Source organism: Gemmata obscuriglobus, from assembly GCF_008065095.1.
Taxonomy (GTDB): Bacteria; Planctomycetota; Planctomycetia; order Gemmatales; family Gemmataceae; genus Gemmata; species Gemmata obscuriglobus.
This window is the reverse complement of the sequence record NZ_CP042911.1, coordinates 3,100,435-3,122,400: the sequence shown is the minus strand read 5'-3', so window position 1 is coordinate 3,122,400 and position 21,966 is coordinate 3,100,435. Positions and strand designations below refer to the sequence as shown.

At 71.4% G+C, this 21,966-nt stretch carries 11 protein-coding genes; 4 read left to right on the top strand and 7 right to left on the bottom strand.

The window, feature by feature from the left end; genetic code table 11:
• Positions 1 to 36 precede the first annotated feature (36 nt).
• From GobsT_RS12905 to GobsT_RS12880, 6 genes are all read right to left on the bottom strand, one after another.
• Positions 37 to 2,589, bottom strand: a complete 2,553-nt coding sequence (locus GobsT_RS12905; RefSeq protein WP_010037048.1) for a serine/threonine-protein kinase — start codon at positions 2,587 to 2,589, stop codon at positions 37 to 39.
• A 70-nt stretch (positions 2,590 to 2,659) separates the two neighbouring features.
• On the bottom strand, positions 2,660 to 3,052 hold the full coding sequence (locus tag GobsT_RS12900) for a carboxypeptidase regulatory-like domain-containing protein (protein WP_010037047.1): 393 nt from the start codon (positions 3,050 to 3,052) through the stop codon (positions 2,660 to 2,662).
• A gap of 81 nt (positions 3,053 to 3,133) precedes the next feature.
• Entirely contained in the window at positions 3,134 to 4,207 is a 1,074-nt protein-coding gene (locus tag GobsT_RS12895; protein WP_010037045.1) for a DUF1559 domain-containing protein, read from the bottom strand.
• Positions 4,208 to 5,110: 903 nt separating this feature from the next.
• Positions 5,111 to 5,752: a response regulator gene (locus GobsT_RS12890; protein WP_010037044.1), complete on the bottom strand. Its 642-nt coding sequence runs from the start codon at positions 5,750 to 5,752 to the stop codon at positions 5,111 to 5,113.
• Positions 5,749 to 12,087 (bottom strand): PAS domain S-box protein, encoded by a 6,339-nt coding sequence (locus tag GobsT_RS12885; protein WP_010037043.1) that lies wholly within the window; start codon positions 12,085 to 12,087, stop codon positions 5,749 to 5,751. The genes GobsT_RS12890 and GobsT_RS12885 overlap by 4 nt, the downstream gene beginning before the upstream one ends.
• Positions 12,088 to 13,013: 926 nt before the next feature.
• Complete coding sequence (locus GobsT_RS12880) at positions 13,014 to 13,406, bottom strand: hypothetical protein (protein ID WP_010037042.1); 393 nt, start codon at positions 13,404 to 13,406, stop codon at positions 13,014 to 13,016.
• Between the two features lie 168 nt (positions 13,407 to 13,574).
• Here GobsT_RS12880 and GobsT_RS12875 point away from each other — a divergent pair, with 168 nt between their 5' ends.
• The 4 genes from GobsT_RS12875 to GobsT_RS12860 all read left to right on the top strand — a co-directional run bounded on the left by GobsT_RS12875 (position 13,575) and on the right by GobsT_RS12860 (position 21,145).
• Positions 13,575 to 15,431, top strand: coding sequence for a glycoside hydrolase family 2 protein (locus GobsT_RS12875; RefSeq protein ID WP_010037041.1), 1,857 nt, complete (start codon positions 13,575 to 13,577; stop codon positions 15,429 to 15,431).
• 186 nt (positions 15,432 to 15,617) lie between these two features.
• Positions 15,618 to 18,323, top strand: coding sequence for an FAD-dependent oxidoreductase (locus tag GobsT_RS12870; protein ID WP_010037040.1), 2,706 nt, complete (start codon positions 15,618 to 15,620; stop codon positions 18,321 to 18,323).
• Between the two features lie 200 nt (positions 18,324 to 18,523).
• Positions 18,524 to 18,922: a hypothetical protein gene (locus GobsT_RS37740; protein ID WP_010036514.1), complete on the top strand. Its 399-nt coding sequence runs from the start codon at positions 18,524 to 18,526 to the stop codon at positions 18,920 to 18,922.
• A 48-nt stretch (positions 18,923 to 18,970) separates the two neighbouring features.
• Positions 18,971 to 21,145 carry a sugar nucleotide-binding protein gene (locus GobsT_RS12860; RefSeq protein WP_010036513.1) on the top strand — a complete coding sequence of 725 codons (2,175 nt, stop codon included), beginning with the start codon at positions 18,971 to 18,973 and terminating at the stop codon, positions 21,143 to 21,145.
• A gap of 123 nt (positions 21,146 to 21,268) precedes the next feature.
• Here the strand turns inward: GobsT_RS12860 and GobsT_RS12855 are convergent, their stop codons facing one another.
• Complete coding sequence (locus GobsT_RS12855) at positions 21,269 to 21,826, bottom strand: peptidylprolyl isomerase (RefSeq protein WP_010036512.1); 558 nt, start codon at positions 21,824 to 21,826, stop codon at positions 21,269 to 21,271.
• Positions 21,827 to 21,966 lie beyond the last annotated feature (140 nt).

The following is a 21,966-nucleotide window of genomic DNA, read 5'->3' as shown; positions in this document are numbered from 1 at the left end:
GAACCGGCGGCGGCACGTTGCGGGGACGGGCGCAATTCAGTCCGGCTTCACCAGTTCGGTAACCTCAATGGACCGGATCGAGAGGACCTTTTCCGCGCCGACGGTGAAGTTCTCCAAGCTCAGCCGGATCGGTTCGCCGTCGCGGCGCTCGAACTCACCGGAGACCGTCTTCCAACTGTCGTCGCTGGCGGTGAGCGGAATCTGAAGCACGTTTCGCACGGTCGTTCCGGGCGCTTGTACCACCAGCCCGCCCGAAGCTCCGCTTTGGGTCGCGTACTCAACCGTCACGCGGTACGCCTTCCCGGGCGTCAGGCGGAGGTCCATCTCGCGTTCGAGTTCGAAGGCGATCCGGCCGGCCTTATCGTCGGACAGGTTGGCCACCCCCAGGGCCCGCGAGACGCCGGTGGACTCGCACCGGAACTCCGCGACCGCGGCGGGCTTCCAGCACGAAGCGCGGATCCCCTTGGGGAGCTGTTCGGGCGCGCCCGTTTGGACCTTCGTGCCCTCCTTCGTGACCTGGAACGGTTCGATCTCTCCGAGGTCGGAACGGTAGACCACGGCCCCGGCTTTCCAACCGACGAACCGGTTCGCCAGAGCCGCCGGGGCCGGGGGAGCCGCCGGCGGCGCCGCCGCGGCCCGCCCCTTCCACACGTCGAGGGCCCGGAGCCGGAACGCACCGGTCGGCGCGGTCGGCGCCTTCGGGTCCGGGGAGATGTTGCAACTGAACATCACCGGGTCGTTGGTCTGCCGTGTGAACACGAACTCCGCCTGGCGCCAGCCCCCGCTCGTCGGCGCGAGCGGCTCCAGAACGGGCCTCACGTACGGAACCTTGTCGATCTTGATCCCGAACTGCACGAGGCCGGGGCCGTCGAACTGGTACTCCACGCGGAACGTGCGGGACTCGTTCACCCCAGGCGTGCTGAGTACGGCGTCCAGCTTACAAACCACCTCGGTGCGCTCGAACCGGACGCGCCGGACTTCGAGCGCGCGTGCCCCGGCGAAGTCGGCGATCGCGAACTCGGCGGCCGCCGCGGGCTCGTGGTGGTTGATGCCCCATCCGAGCGGAAGGCTCTGGCCGCCGAGCCGCTGTGTGTACACCTTCTCGCCCACCGCGGCCGAGAGCGAGCTGGTTTCCAGGTTCGCGAAATCGATGTGGTACAACAGTTCGCCCGGCGCCCCGGCGGGCGGCTTGACGGCCGGCTGCGGGTTCTGCGGCGCGCTCGGGCCGATTCTGGGCGGGGTGTTCACCGGCTGCGTAACAGACGGCGTAACGGGCTGATTACCGGCAGGCACGTTCGACGCCTGTTCCGGCTTCTTGCCGCCGGACGCCAGAACCGCGACGAGCACCGCCACGAGCAGCGCGCCGAGCGCGCCGGCCGCGATCAGCAGCGTCTTTTTCTGCGGCTCTGCCGGTTTCGCCTTCTTCTTACGCCGGGTGGTGCGGCGCTCCGTACCGGCCGTCCCAGCGCGAACGGTACTCCGGGCCGACGGCACCCCGCCCTCGACGATCCGGCCGGAGTGCGCCGGCGCCAGCACCGCGCCGGGCAAGTTGGTCCGCGACTGGCCCAGCCACGGCGCCAGCGCTGCAATTACGTCGGCGGGCGTTTGGTACCGGTCTTTGGGCTTTTTCGCGAGCATTTTCGCGACCACTGCGGCCAACTCGGCCGGGAGCGTCGGGTCGAGTTCCGTCAGGTCCGGAGCCGGCTTCATCTGGTGCTGGGCAAGCTTCTGCGTGGTGTTCCCCTGGAACGGCGGGCGGCCGGTGAGGAGGGTGAAGAAGGTGGCCCCGAGCGAGTAGATGTCGGCCCGAATGTCCAGGTTGACGGCGCCGAGCGACTGCTCCGGGGCGATGAAATCGACGGTCCCGGCGATGGCCCCGTGCTCCAGCCGCTCGGTCAGCTTGTCTTCTTCTTTGGTGAACGAGCGGGCCAGCCCCATGTCGAGGATCTTGAGCGTCTTCTGGTCCCGCGTGAGGATCAGGTTGGCCGGCTTAATGTCGCGGTGGACGAACCCGCGCTCGTCGGCGTGCTGGAGCCCGGCGGCTGCCTGGGCGATGTACTCGACGGCCCGCGACGGCGTGACCGGCCCGCCCTTCTGCAGCAGCTGCTCGAGCGTCACCCCGTCGACGTACTCCAGCGTGATGTAGTGGATGCCGTCCTGGTTCGCGACGTCGTTGACGCGGACGATGTTCGGGTGGTCCAGGGCGGCGGCGGCCCGGGCCTCCCGCAGGAACCGCTCCAGGGCCAGGTCGGTCCCGTCAACATCCTTCGGGAGCGTGAGCACCTTAACCGCCGCGAGGCGGCGGAGGGTGGTGTGTTCGGCGAGGAACACGGTCCCCATACCGCCCTGCCCGAGCTGGTCCTGAATGACGTAGGAGCCCAACCGGAACCCGCGCGACCGGCCGTTCAGCAGGAGCCGCGCCTGGAACCTGGTCAGCACCCCGCGCTGGACGAAGACGGTCGCCGCCCGGGCCGGGTCGTCGGGCAGGTCGGGCACCTTGGCCAGCGCGTCGTCGAACGCGCCGGCCTGGTAGATGCCGCTCCGGCGGAACAGGTCGATGAACTCGGTTGTGGATGATAGTGCGGGCATAGGTGGGTGTTTCTGGGGTACGTTCCGGCGGGCACTGTCAGGCACACAACTTCGAACCCGCTCCGGCGGGTCACTTCGTGCCGAGCGTGAGATCCTGGGTGTTGGGCCGGTCGCTCACCACGGTCGCCCGCAGCCCGGAGCTGCCCGGGTCGGCGTACTTCGCGGGGAGCCGCACCGGCCGGCTGTAAGTGGAGGGCGCGTCGGTCCTGGTGACCGTGATCAGGTACTCCCCGGCCGGCGGGTCCGCGAACGTGTAGTTGCCGTCCACCTCGATGGACGCTTCCATCACTTTCGAGCTGCCGCGGTAGGCGGTCACGACGCCGCACGAGAGCGGCTTGCCGTTAACGGTCACTTTGCCGCTGAGCGACGTGGCCGGCATGCGGAAGTCGCTGTTGCTGCAGGCGCTCGAGCCGAGCGCGACCGCCACCGCTCCGAAGGCCGCCGCGATTCGCCAAAGGGTCATCGGTTCTTCTCCGCTCATAAAGGCTGGGAATGATGATTGCGGGGGCCGGGGCGACGGTCGCCCCGGCCGGTCCGCTCGCCGTTAGCTGCCGGGGATGACCTCGCCGCCGGCCGCAGTGCCCATCGCGCCCCACACGCCGTAAGGGCTGGCCCCCGACGAGAAGCTGGTGGCGTCTACCGTCAGGGTGCCGGTGTCGATCGCGTTCGGGATGAAGCGAACGCTCCCGTCGGCGAACGCCACGTTCACCCCGCCGGAGTGGTTGCTCGTGGCGGAGAAGAACCCCCAGCCGCTGCCGTTACCGTTGCTCGGGTTGACCGCGCAGCTCGGGCTGTTCGGCGGGAGGATCGTGTGGACCGTGGCGTAGAACGAGCGGCCGTCCTGGTAGCGACTGGACGCGATCCACCCGGTGTTGGTGCCGGTGAACGAGGTGAACTGCGTCCCGTTCCAGGTCGACAGGCAGTCCCGGGGGACGTACGAGCCGTTGGTGCTGCCGATGCGACCGATATCGTTCGTCCCGACCGCCCGCTTCCGCTCGGCGAACATCACGGTGTTGCTCGTGCCGTCGGTGATCTGAAGGAGGGTGTTGCCGTGCCGCTCCGGCGCGGTGGCCCCGTTGATCGTCGGGTTGAAGTTCTTGAAAACGCCACGGGTCGCGGCCGTGTTGTTGTTCGCGTCGGGCCGGTCGCCCACGACCATCTGGTAGCTCCGCGGCCCCCACCCGGACGCGTCGAGGAGCCCGCTGTCGGAGGGGCACTGGTAGGTCGACACGATCACCTTCCACGGCGCGAACGTGGACGGCGAGTTCGGACCGACGTTACCGGCCGTGAACACGGGGTCGTTATAGATCGCGTCCTTCAGAGCCCCCTGCTCCATGTAAGGCAGCAGGTAGACGAACCCGCTGAGCACGTCGAACATGGGCGTGGCGGCGCGGTTCGGGGTGTTCGGCGGGGACATGTACTGCGAGCTCGGCAGGGCGTTGTTCGCGTCGTGGAAGTTGTGTGCGGCGAGCCCGATCTGTTTGAGGTTGTTTTGGCACTTCATTCGTGCCGCCGCCTCGCGCACCTTTTGCACCGCAGGGAGCAAGAGCCCGATCAGGATCGCAATGATCGCAATCACCACCAGCAACTCGATCAACGTAAACCCACGACGACGCATACACGGCTCCTCAAAGAGGGTGACGCAAGTAGATGGCACGGCCGAAAATCAATGGCGCCCGGGGACGGAGGGGACCGTCGGACGCGCACCGGCTGGTCCCATTCGCAAAGGGCCGGCCGGAGCAAAGGGGCGAAAGAGAGTGATACCGAACTCGCGCGGCCGATCGGGGTGCGGCCCGGCTATGCGGGGGGAGCAACCGACCGGCCCTTCAGCAGCGAGCCCGAACGCGGGAGCGGGGTCGGGTGCATCGCAGTGCGTTCGATGCCCGAACCATAGCTGCGAAGAACGCACTTGCAGGCAGAATGGGGGGGACAAAATCGGAACATTCACAAGCGACGCGCCCGAATGCCCGACAGTTCAGCCTGCCCCTGCAAAAAGTGCTACTCACGCCAAAACACCTGCGATATCCAGCGTTCAGCGGCGCTGACGTGAGGCACCAAAAGGTGTGAATCGCCCGTTGTTGTCCGAACCGTCGAGGGCGCGGCGTCAGGAAAATGTACAGCCGCACTTACTGAAGCAGTGCCCTTTTGGGCTTTCACGGGGCACGCCGAGCACGGCACCCGATCGCCGATCGCCGACCGCGACCGTGGTCGCAGGCGCGAGCCCATGTGGCCGAGGGAAGCGACATCCGCCAGACGGCCCGGTTGGTCGGGGCGCCCCGGGGCACGGTCGCCCAGTGCATCCGAGCGCCCGGGACACAAGCCCAGCATCCGCGGGCCGAGCGCCCGGGGCGCCCGCGGGAGCCGTACACGGTCGTTCCGCCGCGGTCGCGTATGCGACCGTCCGCACGGAACGGGAGAACAACCGGGTCGTGAGCGTGACGACCGCTCGCCCTCGTCCGCAGGCCGTCGTGCGGCGAGTGACTCGGCCGCGGACCAGGTTTTGCACACGACGGAGCCGCCGTCAGCCGCCGCTCAGCCAACCCTGCCGCACCGCGAACTGGACCAGCCCCACCCGCGACCGGATGCCGAGCTTCTCCATCGCCCGGCCCTTGTACGTCTCCACCGACTTGACGCTCACCTCGAGCCGCGCCGCGATCTGCTTGTTCGAGTACCCCGCCGTGAGCTGCTTGAGCACCTCCACCTCGCGCTCGCTCAGGCCGTGGTCGCTCGTCGCCTCGGTCGCCGGCTCCGCGGACAGGTACGGCCCGGTCACCGACGGGTCCAGGTAGGTGCGACCCGCGGCGGCGTGGCGGATCGCCCCGACCAGGTCGGCCGCCGCCGCCCGCTTCGGCACGTACCCCGTCGCCCCCGCCTGGAGCGCCTGCTGTACGTACTTCCGGTCCTCGTGCGCGGTCAGCGCGACGACCCGGACGTTCGGGCAACCGGCGCGGATGCGGGCCGTCGCCTCGATCCCGCCCATGCCCGGCATCGACACGTCCATCACCACCACGTCGGGCCGCAGTTCGGCCGCCCGCCCGACGGCCGTTTCCCCGTCGAAGGCGTCCCCGACCACCTCCATGTCGGCCTCGCTGTCGAGCAGCACCCGCAGCCCGTCCCGCACTACGGGATGGTCGTCCACCAGGAACACGCGCAGCTTGTTCACGACTCGCCTCCGTTTTGTGCAACCGGGATCTGAACCGTCACCGTCGTCCCCGCGCCGGGGCTCGACTCGATGTCAATCGAGCCGCCCAGGAGTTCGACCCGCTCGCGCATCCCCAGCAGCCCGAGACGCCCCTTCGGCGGCGCCAGCGGGTCGAACCCCGCGCCGTCGTCCTCGATCACCACCGACACGAACCCGTCCGGCCGGGCGACCGCCACGCCGGCGGTGGTCGCGTTGGCGTGCTTGGCCACGTTGGTCAGTGCCTCCTGCACGACCCGGTAGACCGCCGTCTCGATCTCCCGGGGCAGCCGAGCCAGTCCCGATGCGTGGAACTCCGCGGGCACCCCGGTGCGGCCCGACCACTCGGTCACGAGCTGCGCCAGCGCGGCCTCCAGGCCGAAGTCGTCCAGCGCCGTCGGCCGCAGCCGGACCGCGAGCCCGTGGACCTCGCGACCCAGCTCGTTCATCACCCGCTGGGCGTCGGCCAGGCGCGTGACGGCCGCGGCCGGGAGCGCGCCGCTCTGCTCGACCGCCTTGAACGCCAGCGCCAGCCCGGCCATAAGCTGCCCCACCGTGTCGTGCAAGTCCCGCGCCACCCGCTGCCGTTCGTCCTCCTGGGCCGTGCCCAGCCGCCGGACGAGGTCCCGGCGCCGCTGCATCTCCGTTTCCAGCGCGTCCAGGGCCGCCGCCAGCTCGGTCGTCCGCTCGGCCACCCGCAACTCCAGCTCGTCCCGGGCGCGCCGCAGCTCGTCCTCGGCGCGCTTCCGCTCGGTCAGGTCGCGGAGCACCTTGACGAACCCGTTGGCCCCGTCGGTCCCGAGCGGGGCCAGCACCCCGGACGCCCAGAACCGGCTCCCGTCCTTGCGGACGTGCCACCGCTCTTCCGCCGCCCGGCCGGTCTCGCGGGCCTCGGTCGCCTCCTGCTCGGGCGCCCCGGACGCGCGGTCCTCGGGCGTGAACAGGAGGTCGCCGGGCCGGCCCATCATCTCGCCGGCCGTGAAACCGAACGTGGCCTCGGCCCCTGGGCTCCAGGTGGTTACGGCGCGGCCCGCGTCGAGGGTGATGATGGCAAAATCCGTCGCGCTCTCCAGGATCAGCCGCAGCCGCTCCTCGCTCGCCCGCACCGCGTCCTCGGCCTCCCGCCGCTCCGTCACGTCCACGCACGCGCCGGTCATCCGGGCTTGGCCGGCGGTGCCGAACACGTCGCCCTGGTCCCGGAGCCACCGCACTGTTCCGTCCGGCCACACTGCCCGGAACTCGGTGCTCAGCAGGCGGCCGTGGCGGACCGACTGGTCGAACGCGGCCCGGACCGCCTCCCGGTCGTCGGGGTGGATGTGGGCGAGGAACTCTTCGAACGGGGCGGTGGTCTCCGCGGCGGGGAGGCCGAGCAGGGCATTCAGGCTGGCGTCCCGGCGGTGGGCGTCGGCCGCCACGTCCCACGTCCAGGTACCCATGCGGGCGGCGGACAGGGCGAGCCGCAGCCGCTCCTCGCTGCGGCGCAGGGCGTCCTCCGCCACCCGCTGCTCCGTCACGTCCCGCATCACGCCGATCATCCGCACCGCCGCGCCGGCCTCGTCGTAGAAGAAGCGGCCCCGGGCCGAGAGCCAGCGGACGGACCCGTCCGGGTGGGCCGAGCGGAACTCGTGGCGGTACACGGCCCGCACGTCCCGGGCGGACTCCAGGGCGGCCACGGCGCCGGCGCGGTCGTCCGGGTGGACCCGGGCGACCCAGGCCTCGTAGCTCGGTGCCACCTCGCCGACCGCGTACCCCTGCATAGCGAAGTGAGTGTCATTCCACACCACCCGGCGGGTCCGCGTGTCCCAGTCCCAGGTGCCGAGTTCGCCGATGGCGACGGCCAGGCGCAGCCGCTCCTCGCCCTCGTGCAGGGCCGTCTCGGTTTGCTTGCGCGCGGTGATGTCGTACGACACCGCCAGCGCCGCGTCGATCTCCCCGGCCGCGTCCCGGAGCGGAACCCCGTGCGTCACGTAGTGTCGCCCGTGAATGGTGTGCTCGTGCCGGAACGGCGCGCCCCCCAGGGCCGCCCGATAGTGCCCTTCGTACCCGTCCGCGAGGGCCGGGCCGATCGCCTCCCGGACGGTCTTCCCGACGAAGTCGGCGGGGGCGGCCCCGGCGTCGCGCATCGCCTCGCCGTCGGCCAACTGGTACCGCAGGTCGCGGCCCACCACGAACACCGCCGCGCTCGGCAGGTGCGCGGCCACCGCCGCCAGCCGCCGCTCGCTCCTCTGGAGCGCCGCCTCCGCCCGCTTCCGGTCCGTAATGTCCACCCCGGCGGACTGGGCCTCGGCCACGCGGCCCGCCGCGTCGAACGTCAGCGCCCGGTTGGTCCACAGCGTCCACCGCGGGCCGCCGGCCGCGGCGATCATGTTCTCGATCTGCACCAGGGGCGTTTCGGGCGTCAGCGCGTCGAGCCGGGCGCGCACGGCGGCGTGCCCCTCGGGGGGGATCAGGTCCCAGAAGTTCGTGCCGGTCAACCGCTCGGGGGTGGTCCCGAAGGCCCGCGCGTAGGCGCCGTTGACGAACAGCAGCGTCCCGTCGGGGCGGAACTGGGCCACCATTTCCACCTGGCTCTCGACGAGCGCGCGGTACCTCGCCTCGCTCGCCCGCAGGGCGTCCTCGGCCTGCTTCTCGGTCGTGACATCGCGGACCAGCGCCGCGAGCCGGCCGGCGGCGACCGGGAATACGAACACGTCGAACCACCGGCCGAGCCCCGGGGCCTGATCGACGAACCGCTTCGATCGCCCCGTGCGGGCGACCTCGGCGTAGTCCGCCAGCCACATGTCCCCGGCCGCGGGGAACAGTTCCCGCATGGTCTGCCCCGGCCCCGGCCGCCGCCCGGCCTGCCGCTCGAACGCCGGGTTCGTCTCCACGTACCGTAAGTCCGCCGGCGCGCCGGCGGCGTCGTAGATCATCTCGAAGATGGCGAACCCCGCGTCGATCGCCTCGAACAGCGTCCGGTACTTCTCCTCGCTCGCCAGCACCGCCGCCATCATCGTTCGCTGGTCGTGGGTGTCGGTCGCGCTGCCGAACATCGTGAGGCGCCCCGTCTCGTCGCGGACGGGCTCGGCCCGCACGAGGAACCACCGGTACGCGCCGTCGTGCCGGCGGATGCGGTGCTCCTGTACGAGGGCCTTGCCGGCCGAGACCGCCGCGCCGTACCGCCGCGCCGACCCCTCACGGTCGTCGGGGTGGATCGCGTCGGTCCAGCCCCAGTCGGCCGCTTGCTCGAGCGTCTGCCCGGTGTACTCGCTCCACCGCTGGTTGTACCACTCCGTATAGCCGTCGGACCGGCTGGACCAGAGCAGGTCCGGCACGAGGTTGGCGATCGACCGGAACCGCACGTTGGACTCGCGCAGCGCCTCCTCGGCCCGCTTGCGGTCGGTGATGTCACGGACCCCCAGCAGGATGAGCTGCGCGTGGTCCAGCCGCCGCCCGTTCACCAGCATCACCCGCCGGCCCAGGCCCTCGAACTCGTGGGTCACCTCGTAATCGTTGAACACGTTGCTGCCCGGGAGCACGTCCTCCAGCAGCGTCCGCAGGGCCGGGATGTCCCACTGCCCGTTGCCGAGGTGGTACACCTTCCGCCCGATCGTGCCCGCCGGGTTGACCCGGAAGTGGGTGTAGAACGCCGGGTTGACGCCCTTGACCGTCAGGTCCGGGTGGAGGATCAGCAGGGGCTCGTGGAGCGTTTCGACGATGCTCTCGGCGTACCCCTTCTCCGCCGCCAGGGCGTCTTCGGCCCGCTTCCGCTCGGTCACGTCCACGAAGGTGACCACCACCCCGTCGATGCGGTCGTCCACGGTCCGGTACGGGAGCACCCGCCGCAGGTAGTGCCGGCCGGCCGCCGTGGGCACCTCCCGGGCGACCGGCGCCAGCCGCTCCAGCACCGCCCGGCAGTCGTCGTCCAGGTGCGGGTCGTCGAACTTCCGGGCCAGGGCCGTCAGCGGCCGGCCGATGTCGCCCGGGATCAGGTCGAGCAGGTCGCGGACGGCCGGGGTGAACCGGCGGATGCGGAACCGGGTGTCCAGGAACAGCACCGCGATGTCGGTGCTGGTGAGAAGGCTGGTCAGGTCGCTGCTGGCCGCCTGGTGCTCCTCCATCTTCGCCCGGAGTTGGGCGTTCACGGTCCGCAGCTCCTCGTTCAGGCTCTGCATCTCCTCCTTCGAGGTCTCCAGCTCCTCGTTGGCGCTTTGCAGCTCCTCGTTGACGCTCATCGCCTCCTCGTGGGAGGCCTTCAGCTCCTCGTTGCTGGTTTGCAGCTCCTCGATCGTGCTCTGCAACTCGGCCCGGAGCCGGGCCAGGTCGCCGGTCTCGCCGTCCGGCCCCGCCGCCGCGGGCACCTCGCCGTACTCCTCAAAGCTGACGACGAAGTGACCCGCCCGGGTCCCGGCGGGCACGGGCGACGCGGTCACCTCCACCCGCACCCGGCGCCCCGGCCGCTCGACCCAGCCGTCGCGGGCCGTGGCCGGCTGCTGCTGGGCCGCGGCCTGCTGGAGCGCGAGCCGGACCGCGCCGCGCACCCCCTCGCGGGCCAGGAGCAGCAGGTCCCGGGTCGGCTCGCCGGAGGCCTGCCGGAGGAACGGGGACGTGTCGCCGTGGTAGTACACCACCCGGAAGTCGCGGTCCACGGCCACCGCCGGCGGGGCGTGGTGCTCCAGGAGCGCCTGCCGGGTGAGCTCCCCGACCGAACGGTCGCCGGGGGGCGACGGGCGCGGGGCGGGCGCCTGGCCCCGCGCCTCGTCCGGGGCGGCGAGGGGCGGGACCGGGCGCGGCAGCGGGAACTCGACCAGCCCGTGCCGGGTCGGCCCGACCCGGCGGTAGATGCGGGCCTTCTTGTCCACCGGCTCGAACAGCTCCTCGGCGCCGCCGATCGTCTCGCTCGTGCCGAGGAACAGGGCCCCGCCCTCGCGCAGCCCGAAGTGCAGGAGCGTCAGCACCCGCTTCTGCACCTCGGCCTCCAGGTAGATGAGCAGGTTGCGGCAGGTGGCGATGTCCAGCCGGCTGAACGGTGGGTCCTGGAGGATGTTCTGCGGGGCGAACACCACCCGGTCCCGCAGCTCCTGGCGCACCCGGTACACCTCGTCCTCCCGGGTGAAGAACCGCCGCAGCCGCTCGGAACTGATCTCGCTCTCGATCCCGCCGGGGTACACCCCGGCCCGGGCGTGGGACAGGGTGCGGTCGGCCAAGTCGGTGGCGAACACCTTGATGTCCAGCCGCTTGTCCGCCCGGTCCGACTCCTCGACCAGGATCATGGCCAGGGTGTACGCCTCCTCCCCGCTCGAGCACGCCGCCACCCACGCCCGCACCGGGCCGCCGGCCTCGCGGGTCCGGACGAGCGGGGCGATGACCTTCTCCCGCAAGACCTCCCACGCCTCCGGGTCGCGGAAGAACCCGGTGACGTGGATCAGCAGGTCGTCGGCCAGCCCCGTCACCTCGTTCGGGCTCTGCCGCAGGTGCCGGGCGTATTCGGCCATGGTGGGCACGCGGAGCAGCCCCATCCGCCGCTGCACCCGGCGCAGGATGGTGGGCTTCTTGTACCCGGTGAAGTCCTGCCGGGTGCGGGTCCGCAGGATGGCCACGACCTCGCGCAGGTGCTGCTGCTCCCGCTCCAGCGCCGCCCGGGCGTCGGCCTCCCGACCGCCGGTGGCGTAGCGGCTGCGCGCGTACGTGAGGAGCACGTCCGGCAGGTCGGCCGGGCGGACGATGTAGTCGGCGTACCCGGCGTCGATCAGGTGCCGGGGCATGCTCGGGTACTGAGCCGAGTCCGGGTCCTGGGCGACGCACAGCCCGCCGACGGCCTTGACCGCCTGCGCGCCGGCGGTGCCGTTGGACCCCATGCCGCTCAGGAGCACGCAGACCGCCCGCTCCCGCTGCTCTTCGGCCAGCGTGCGGAAGAAGTCGTCCACCGGGCGGTTGGCCGCCCGCGGACCGCCCAGCTCCGGGCCAACGCGGAGGCGGCCCTCGCGGATGCCGACGACGTGGCCCGGGCGGGTAACGTACACGTGATCCGGCTCGACCGCGAGCCCGTCCTCGACCTGGTGGACGGGCATGGCGGTGCGGCGGGCGAGGATGTCGGCCAGCAGGCTGTTGTGATCGGGCGGGAGGTGGAGGATGAAGACGAACGCCATTCCGGCGTCGGGCGGCATGGCGGCCAGGAACGCGGAGAACGCTTCCAGCCCGCCGGCCGAGGCGCCGACCCCGACGACCGGAAAGGGGAGCCGGGGCGGCTGCTCGGCATCCACCGGTTGGGCGAGGCGGTCCTGCTCGGCGTCGGGCGGACCTTCGGGCGCCGGGGGGGCGGGGGCAATTTCGTCGGCCATGGACGCGTGTCCTTGAGAACGGTAAGGGCCTCGGGACACGACCGCAAAGGGCATTATCCTAACGACGGCAGCATTCGTGCTACGGTGCGTCGGTAGGTCGAATGTCGGTGCGCGACCGGTGCGGGCAGAACGACGGCCTGTCCGGCGGAACGTTAACTTACAGTAGCTATCGACCCGGGCGGTGCAACGGTCACAATTCCTGACACCGCGGCCGTGCGGCTGTCGACTGTTTGTGACGTGATCCCGGTACTGGTTATGGAATCTGGAGCAACGTTGGGCCGAACAGAGACCCGCGTCCGCCTGAGCGGGATCGAGTCACATTCCGATTCGATCAGCCGCAACAGCTTTCGGAATCACATGTTGCCGCCTGATTATTCGAGCCACCCAGCGGCCGATCGCCTGCCGCTTGTAAATGTTAATCGGGTTTTGATGGCGCCGTTCGGTGGTAGCGACGCACCAGCGAATCGACAGCCAATCGGTAGTCGGAGTACCAGCGAACGTCTCGTTGCTCCTCCAGTCGGCGACCCAAGCCATGAGCGTCCCCCCCCCGTTACAGACTCGCCACGATCAGGAACGCCGGGGTCCACCTGCCGGCGCTGGTCACACCACCCACGCGACACGTGCCGCGCCCTGGTGTCCCTCTCCCCTCCTGATGGCACCGCGACTCGCTGCTGGGGTCGCGGCCGAGTGGGCCACTAACGCGGAGTCGGGAAACCGGAAATCGTTGGAATCGTTCAGGACGGCATAACGCGACGAATTGGGACCGCTTTGCAAATTTGATCACGCTACGAATGCCGGTGCATTTGTTTTCATCTGCAAAACACTTCGGCACGGTTACGTGCTGACGCTTCTGCAAGTGGACGGCGTGCTGGTGCCGTGGGCGGTACAGGCGGGCGCCGCAGCTCGGTGCGAAAACGCTCCGGACTTCAACCGCTGCGAGGCCCTGCTGCGCGTGCCGCGCCCACGAGCCACCACAACACGAACACAACTTCCGGAACCGCGTCCGCAAGGTAGACCGGCGGGATCACGTCGCGCGTCACAAAGGTGATGTCCACCGCGGCCAGCGCGGCAGCGGTTAGCGCGCCGAGCAGCGCCACGTCCCACGTCACCCGGCCGCTCAGCGCGGCCAACAGCAGGGCCGTGCCGACCGCCGCGATGAGCGCGCCGACGGTTTGAACCAACCACAGATCGGTTTTCGGACCGGTGACGGCCAGGAAGCTCTCCATGTGTGCCAGTGGCCACACGCCAGTCACCAGGAAGTAGAGCCCTTGGCCCCCCGCGAGCGCACACGTTCCGCTGCGAAGAATCGTGATGCCCACGGCTCCCTCACAATTCTATCGATCGTTAGATCATGTCGGCACGTAATTTTGTTTGACAGCAACGCTCGTGCCCCCCGGGCGCCCGCCCGGCGCGACTTACCGTACTCCCGACAGAAAGGCCGGTACTTCGTTTGCACTGCTTCGCCATACCGACATAGGAGAAACGGAATGCCCGACCGCAACCGGCCGACCCACCCGCGCCCGCAACTGCGCCGCAACTGGACCTCTCTCGACGGCACGTGGGAGTTCGCGCGCGACCCGGGCGCGCGGTGGTCGTCCCCTCCGGAAGTCACCTGGGACGGCACGATCCGGGTGCCGTTCGCCCCGGAAACGGAAGCCAGCGGCGTTGCCGAATCGGGCTTCTACAAGCGGTGCTGGTACCGGCTCCGCCTGCCGCCCGCCGAACTCAAGCCCCACGAGCGGCTGCACGTGCATTTCGGCGCGGTCGATTACGAGTCCGTGGTGTGGGCCAACGGCGCCCGGGTCGCCGCCCACCGGGGCGGGTACACCCCGTTCCACGCGGACGTGACGACCGCCGCGGCGGGGGGCGGCCCGGTCGAACTGGTGGTCCGCGCCGACGACGACCCGCACGACCTGGCGAAGCCGCGCGGCAAGCAGGACTGGCAGCTCCACCCGCACTCCATCTGGTACCCGCGGGCCACCGGCATCTGGCAGCCGGTGTGGCTCGAGCGCGTGCCGGCGGTGCGGATCGGCCGGGTGCGCTGGACCCCGACGCTGGAGCGGTGGGAGATCGGGCTGGAGGCGTTCGTCCACACCGACGGCGGCCCGCCCCCGGACGGGCTGCGGCTGCGGGCCGTCCTCACCGCCGGCCCCGTGCTCCTGGCCGACGACACCTACCGCGTGGTCGCGGGCGAGGTGCACCGCCGCATCGCGCTGTCCGACCCCGGCATCGACGACTACCGGAACGAGCTGCTGTGGAGCCCGGAGCGCCCGACGCTCATCAACGCGCACCTCCAGTTGCTCGGCCCGGACGGCGCGGTGGTCGACGAGGCGTGGAGCTACACCGCGCTGCGGTCGATCGCCGTTCAGGGCGACCGGTTCGTCTTGAACGGCCGCCCGCTCGCGCTCCGGCTGGTTCTGGACCAGGGGTACTGGCCCGGAACGGGCCAGACCGCGCCCGACGACGACGCGCTCCGGCGCGACGTCGAACTCACCAAGGCGATGGGGTTCAACGGGGTGCGGAAGCACCAGAAGATCGAGGACCCGCGGTACTTGTACTGGGCCGACGCCCTCGGGCTCCTGGTGTGGGAGGAGATGCCCAGCGCGTACCGGTTCAACACCGAATCCGTCGAGCGGCTGACGGCCGAGTGGGCCGCGGTGATCGAGCGCGACCGCTCGCACCCGTGCGTGATCGCGTGGGTGCCGTTCAACGAGTCCTGGGGCGTCCCGGACCTGCCCGACAGCCCGGCCCAGCGGAACTACGTCCGCGCCCTGTACTTCCTCACCAAGACGCTCGACCCGGCGCGCCCGGTGGTGGGCAACGACGGGTGGGAGAGCGTGGCCACCGATGTCATCGGGATCCACGACTACGACGACCAGCTCGAGCGCATCGCCGCCCGGTACGGCGCCGCCGACGACCTGTCCCGGCTGTTCCGGCGCGAGCGCCCCGGCGGCCGGATGCTGGTTCTCGGGGACGCCGGCGCCCAGCACCCGGACCACCCGGTGGTGCTGACCGAGTTCGGCGGGATCGCGTACTCGCCCGACGTCGGCGCCTGGGGCTACAGCCGGGTCGGCTCGACGCAGGCGCTCGCCGACCGGTACTCCCGACTGCTGGCAGTGGTGCGCGCGCTGCCGGTGCTGTCCGGGTTCTGCTACACGCAGTTCGCGGACACGTACCAGGAGGCGAACGGGCTGTTGTTCGCGGACCGCACCCCCAAGTTCCCGCTCGCCGACATCGCCCGGGCCACGCGCGGCCCGACGACGGCCCAGGAGCACGAACAGGAGCAGGGGTGGCGCGACGAACTCATGCACCGGCAGCGGGCAGGCCGCCGCGAAGGGGTGTGAAGCCGGCGCCCGCCGCCGGCCTCGCGGTCGGCGAATGGCGCGCGGCACGGGAACCCTCTGACACAACGCCGCGGACCGATTGCGTGGCCTCCCGACGCCCTGTCGGGAGCTTCGCCGGACCCGCCCGTCTGGTGCATCAGTTGCTCACCTCGGGACGACGCCACCCGCCCGCTCCCGAGGCCAGATATGTCCAAGCCCCCTGCGCTCGTCGTATTCTCGCACCTCCGCTGGGATTTCGTCTTTCAGCGCCCGCAGCACCTGATGACCCGTCTGGCCCGCACGCGCCCGGTGTTCTTCGTCGAGGAGCCGACCCAAACGGACGGCCCGCCGCGGTGGGAGCTGCGCGAGGGGCCGCCGGGCCTGACCGTGTGCCGGCCGCACACCCGCGCCGGGCACGCGGGGTTCAACGACGCGCAGTACCCCGAGCTGCGCCCGCTCGTGCGCGAGCTGCTCGCGGGCGCCAGCGGGGCGTACGACCTGTGGTTCTACACCCCGATGGCGCTGCCGCTGGCCGACGGGCTGGCCCCGCGGGTCACGGTGTACGACTGCATGGACGAGCTGTCGGCGTTCAAGTTCGCCCCGCCGCAGCTCCTGGACCTGGAGCGCCGGCTGCTGGAGCGGTCCGACGTGGTGTTCACCGGCGGCCCGAGCCTGTACCGGGCGAAGAAGGACCGTCACCCGAACTGCCACTGCTTCCCGTCGAGCGTGGACGCCGCCCACTTCGGCACCGCGGCCGGGCCACTGCCGGAACCGGCCGAGCAGGCGGCCCTGCCGCGCCCGCGGCTCGGGTTCTTCGGCGTGATCGACGAGCGGTTCGACCGCGAGCTGCTCGCGGCCGCCGCCACCGCCCGGCCCGACTGGCAGTTCGTCATGGTCGGGCCGGTGGTCAAGATCGACCCGGCGGACCTGCCCCGCAACCCCAACGTCCACTTCTTGGGCCAGCGGCCGTACGCGGACCTGCCCGCGCTCCTGGCAGGCTGGGACGTGGCGCTGCTCCCGTTCGCGCGGAACGAGTCCACCCGGTACATCAGCCCGACCAAGACGGTCGAGTACATGGCGGCCGGCAAGCCGATCGTGTCCACGCCCATCACCGACGTGGCCGAGCCGTACGGCGCGATGGTGGGGCTCGCGGACACGGCCGACGCGTTCGTTGCCGCGTGCGAGCGGGCGCTGGCCGAAACTCCCGACGCGAGGCGGCGGCGGTTGGAGCAATATAAGTCAGTGCTGGCGAAGACCTCGTGGGACGCGACCGTCACCCTCATGGCCGACCGCATTGAGGAGTGCGGGGAACGTGCCACCGACGGCGCCGGGGGCGGGAGCCCCGCCCGCGCGACATCCGCTCCGGTGGTGGTGATCGGGGCCGGCCCGACCGGGCTGAGCGCCGCGTACCACCTGGGCGAGGACGCGCTCCTGCTCGAGAGCAACGACACGGTCGGCGGGTGGTGCCGGTCGCTGGTGGACAACGGGTTCACGTTCGACTGGGCCGGGCACATCATGTTCTCGAACGACCCGTACGTGCACGAGATGTACGGGCTGCTGCTGGGCGACAACGTCCACTGGCAGGACCGCGAGGCGTGGGTCTACAGCAAGGACGTGTACACCCGGTACCCGTTCCAGGGGGCGCTGTACGGGCTCCCGGCGGACGTCATCACGGAGTGCATCCTGGGCGCGGTCGAGGCCCGCTTCGGGAGCGCGAACCCGAAGCCGGAGCCCCCAAAGCCGCTGCCGGCCGCCCACGGGTCCGGCACGAACGGCAACGGGAAGCACGCATTGAACGGGCACGCGAACGGCGCCGCGAAGAACGGCGCGTGCGGGCTCCTCCCGACGGCCGACCCGAAGGACGCGGGCGTGTCCGACTGCTGCGCGGACGGGGTAGCCGAGAGCACGGTGCCGCTGGCCCCGCCGGCCGGAAGCGGGGCGGGGGGCGAACCGACCGAGCCGCGGAACTTCGAGGAGTTCATCTACAAGGTGTGGGGCGCCGGGATCGCGAAGCACTTCGCGATCCCGTACAACCGGAAGATCTGGGCGGTGCCGCTGGACACGATGGAGACGAGCTGGCTGGGCGGCCGCGTGCCGATGCCGGACCTGCGCGAGATGATCGAAGGCGCGCTGCTGCCCAAGCCCAAGCCGATGGGGCCGAACGCCCGGTTCGGGTACCCGCTCCGGGGCGGTTTTCAGGCCCTGATGGACGGGTTCCTGCCCCGGCTGCGGGGGGAGCTGCGGTTGAACACCCGGGTGCGGGCCGTGTCCCCGTCGCGGCGGGTGGTGACCACGGCCGCGGGCGAGGAGATCGGGTACGAGCGGCTCATCAGCACGATGCCGCTGCCGGTGCTGATCCGGGCCATGGGGGACGAGGCGCCCGAGAAGGTGCGGCGGGCGGCCGAGGCCCTGCGGTTCACCTCGGTGCGGTGCGTGAACCTCGGGGTGGGCCGCGCGAGCGTGACCGAGAAGCACTGGATCTACTACCCCGAGGACACGGTGTTCCACCGCATCTTCGTGCAGGGCAACGCGAGCCCGTACTGCAACCCGCCGGGCGGGTTCGGGCTCACCTGCGAGATCACCTACGGGCCGCTGAAGCCGCTCCCGTGCGACGGCGAGGAGCTGATCCGGCGGTGCATCGCCGACTGCGTCAAGGTCGGCATCATCGGCGCGGCGGACCCGATCTGGACGGCGAACCAGGTGGACATGCCGCACGCGTACGTGGTGTACGACCACGCCCGGCCGGCAAACGTGCGGCTGATCCGCGAGTGGCTGGCGGGGCACGGGGTCCAGTTGGCCGGGCGGTACAGCGAGTGGGAGTACTACAACTCGGACCACGCGTTCCTGGCCGGCAAGAAGGCCGCGGACGAGGCCCGCGCCGCCCTCGGCTCTCCCGCCCTCGCGCCGGCCTGATACATGAACCCGCAATGGGTGTCGCTTTTCTCGACGAGCCAGGGAGCGGGGGTACGTGGCACCGCTCCCTGGCTCGTCGAGAAAAGCGACACTACCACCAGGCACGTGTATGAGGGCAGTCGCCCAAAAGTACCAGTCAGTTCGCCCCAACACCCCGGCACGGAGGCCGATCCGATCCACGTAGGTGCGGAGACGACCTGATGACGCGCAACGACCCCGCCGCGGCGGGGACCGACGGAGCCAGTGAGACGCTGGGCATGTTCCTCGCGGCGGTGCCCGCCGCCCAGCGCGGGCGGGTGCGGGTCCTGCTCACCGACCCGCACTGCGGGGGCCGCGGGCTCCGCGCCCTCCTGGCGCGACTCGACACCGACCGGCGGCCGCTGCCGGACGCGCTGCCGACCGAGCTGGTCGAGGTGTACCTGCGGGACGACGAGGCCGAGCCGCTGCACGACTGCGAGCGGTGCGGGCTGCCGGTGCCGGTCCGCGCCGGCCGCCGGTGCGGGCACGAGGCCAGCGTGGACCGCGAGTACTTCCCCACCTGCCCGCGGTGCGGCGGCCGAACCGGGCGACACGCCTTCTGGTCCCGCCGGCCGCAGTGACCGTAGGCGGCCGAGGGCCGGGGTTTCATTCCTCCAGAGGGCGGAGCGATGGGTGGGGCGACCGACCGCGACCGGCCCGAGGTGTGGGCCGGGGTCGAGTGCACGGTGAACCGCGTCGGCGACCGGTACCACGACCAGCTCGCCCGCGGCGGGCACGAGCGCCGGCCGGGGGACATCGAGCGGCTCGTCGCTTTGGGGGTCGCGGCCGTCCGGTACCCGGTGCTCTGGGAGCGGCACGCGGCCGACCCGGGGGAGTGGGGCCGTACCGACGACCGGCTCGACCGGCTGCGGCGGGCGGGCGTGCGGCCGATCCTCGGGCTGGTTCACCACGGCAGCGGCCCGCCGCACACGTCGCTCACCGACCCGGCCTTCGCCGACGGCCTGGCCGCGTTCGCCGCGCGGGTCGCCGAGCGGTACCCGTGGGCGGACGCGTACACGCCGGTGAACGAGCCCCTCACCACGGCCCGGTTCGCCGGGCTGTACGGGTACTGGCACCCGCACGGCCGCGACGACGCCACGTTCGTCCGGTGCCTGCTCACCCAGTGCCGGGCGGTCGTGCTCGCGATGCGGGCGGTGCGGGCGGTCAACCCGGCCGCGCGCCTGATCCAGACCGAAGACCTGGGCAAGACCTACGCGCCGCCCGTGCTGGCGTACCAGGCCGAGTTCGAGAACGCGCGGCGGTGGCTCTCGTGGGACCTGCTGTGCGGCCGGGTGGGCGAGCGGCACCCGCTCGCGGGCTACTTGCGCCGGGCCGGGGTCCCGACGGCCGAGATGGACTGGTTCCGTCGTAACCCGTGCCCCCCGGACGTGCTCGGGGCGAACTATTACGTCACGAGCGAGCGATACCTCGATCCGCGATCGGAGCGGTACCCGCCGGCCGCGCGGGGGGGAAACGGCAAGCACGCTTACGCGGACACGGAAGCCGTGCGCGTCCTTCCGGCCGGGATCGCGGGAGCGGGCGGCATGCTCGCCGAAGCGTGGGAGCGGTACCGGCGCCCGGTCGCGGTGACCGAGGCGCACCTGGGCTGCACCCGCGAGGAGCAGGTGCGCTGGCTCGCGGACGTGTGGCGGGGCGCGTGCGCCGCCCGCGCGGCCGGGGCCGACGTGCGGGCCGTCACCGCGTGGTCGGTGTTCGGGGCGCACGACTGGGACTCGCTCGTCACCGAAGAGCGCGGGAGCTACGAGCCGGGCGCGTTCGACGCCCGGGCGGACCCGCCGCGCCCGACCGCGGTCGCCGGACTGGTCAAGCAACTGGCGGGCGGCGCGGAACCGGTGCACCCGGTGCTCGACAGCCCGGGGTGGTGGCGGCGACCCGACCGGTTGCTGTTCCCCGACCGCCCGGCGGCATCGCAAGGGCCGGCCGTCACGCGGGCCCGGCCGATCCTCCTCACGGGCGGGGCCGGGCCGCTCGGCGCGGCGTTCCTCCGGGCCTGCGCGTGCCGCGGGCTCGCGGTCGCCGCCCCGGCCCGTGACGAGTGCGACATCACGGACCCGGCGTCCGTCGGCGCGGCGCTGACCCGGCTGCGGCCGTGGGCGGTGGTGAACGCGGCCGGGTACGCAAAGGTGGACGCGGCCGAGGCCGAGGCCGAGCGGTGCCGCCGGCACAACGCCGACGGGCCGGCCGTGCTAGCCGCCGCGTGCGCCACCGCCGGGTTGCCGCTCGTCACCTTTTCGACCGACCTGGTGTTCGACGGCCGGTCCACGCGCCCCTATTTTGAGGGCGCGGCCCCGGAGCCGCTGAGCGTGTACGGCGCGGCCAAGGCTGAGGCCGAGCGCCGGGTACTTACCTCACACGCTGGCGCGCTGGTCATCCGCACCGGCCCGCTGTTCGGCCCGTGGGACGGGCGCAATTTTGTTGCTCAGGCGCTCCGGGCGCTCCGGACGGGCGTGCCTTTCCCCGCCGCCGACGACCTGGTCACCACGCCCGCGTACCTGCCCGATCTGGTGTCCGAGGCTCTGGACCTGCTGATCGACGGCGCGTGCGGGCTGTGGCACCTGGCCCCGCCGGACTCCATGAGTTGGGCGGCCCTCGCCCGGGCCGCGGCGCGCCGGGCGGGGCTGGCGTGTTCGGGCGTGATCGGGCGGCCGGCGCACTCGTTCTGTTGGCCCGCCCCCCGCCCCCCGTACAGCGCGCTCGGTACCGAGCGCGGGGTGCTGCTGCCCCCGCTTGACGACAGCCTCGCTCGGTTCGCTCGCGCCTTCGATGTCGTACTCGCTCCCTGACCGATGACGGCGCCGCCCACCGCTTCTGGCAACCCGAAGCGACAGTCCGGAACGTTTATCTTGCCCACAGAGCGCCGACCGCGATGAGAGTTCGGCCCACCGGTGCGGCCCGCCCTGCCCGAACTACTCGACCCGGCCGCAGTCGCTGATGGTGACCTTGGCCGACGTCTGCCCGCTCCGCGAGCCGACCGCTTCGATCTTCTGGACCACGTCGTACCCTTTCACCACCTGCCCGAACACGACGTGCCGCCCGTCCAGGTGCGGGGTCGCGGCGGTACACAAGAAGAACTGGGAACCGTTGGTGTTGGGGCCAGCGTTCGCCATCGACAGGGCGCCCGGGCCGAAGTGCTGGCCGGCTTTGCCCTCGAACGTCTCGTCGTCGAACCGGCCGCCGTAGATCGACTCGCCGCCCCGCCCGTCCCCACGGGTGAAGTCCCCGCCCTGGCACATAAAACCGGGGATCACGCGGTGGAACGACGACCCCTTGTAGGCGAGCGGAGTCCCCGTCTTGCTCGTGGCGCCGACGCACAGTTGGAGGAAGTTCTCGGCGGTTTTGGGGCACGTGTCGGCGAACAGTTCCATCTCGATCCGCCCGGCGGCCTGGCCGCCGATGGCGATGTCGAAGAACACCGTGGGGTTCTTCGGATTCACGGCGTGGTAGGGCTTGTAATCGCTTGACATGGGTTCACTCGTATGGGTGCGGTGGGCCGGCGGCTCGTGGTGTGCGGCGGGTCCGTGGAGCACGCGGGTCAGGGCACTCGGCCGGCCAATGGAACGATTCGACGCAGGAGGGGCCGCGGCCCGTGGCACATTGCCCCCGT

Coding starts and splice junctions, on each gene's coding strand:
- GobsT_RS12855 (WP_010036512.1), bottom strand. CDS start 21,826: ATGTCAAGCGATTACAAGCCCTACCACGCCGTGAATCCGAAGAACCCC.
- GobsT_RS12870 (WP_010037040.1), top strand. CDS start 15,618: ATGTCCAAGCCCCCTGCGCTCGTCGTATTCTCGCACCTCCGCTGGGAT.
- GobsT_RS37740 (WP_010036514.1), top strand. CDS start 18,524: ATGACGCGCAACGACCCCGCCGCGGCGGGGACCGACGGAGCCAGTGAG.
- GobsT_RS12905 (WP_010037048.1), bottom strand. CDS start 2,589: ATGCCCGCACTATCATCCACAACCGAGTTCATCGACCTGTTCCGCCGG.
- GobsT_RS12885 (WP_010037043.1), bottom strand. CDS start 12,087: ATGGCCGACGAAATTGCCCCCGCCCCCCCGGCGCCCGAAGGTCCGCCC.
- GobsT_RS12860 (WP_010036513.1), top strand. CDS start 18,971: ATGGGTGGGGCGACCGACCGCGACCGGCCCGAGGTGTGGGCCGGGGTC.
- GobsT_RS12900 (WP_010037047.1), bottom strand. CDS start 3,052: ATGACCCTTTGGCGAATCGCGGCGGCCTTCGGAGCGGTGGCGGTCGCG.
- GobsT_RS12895 (WP_010037045.1), bottom strand. CDS start 4,207: ATGCGTCGTCGTGGGTTTACGTTGATCGAGTTGCTGGTGGTGATTGCG.
- GobsT_RS12875 (WP_010037041.1), top strand. CDS start 13,575: ATGCCCGACCGCAACCGGCCGACCCACCCGCGCCCGCAACTGCGCCGC.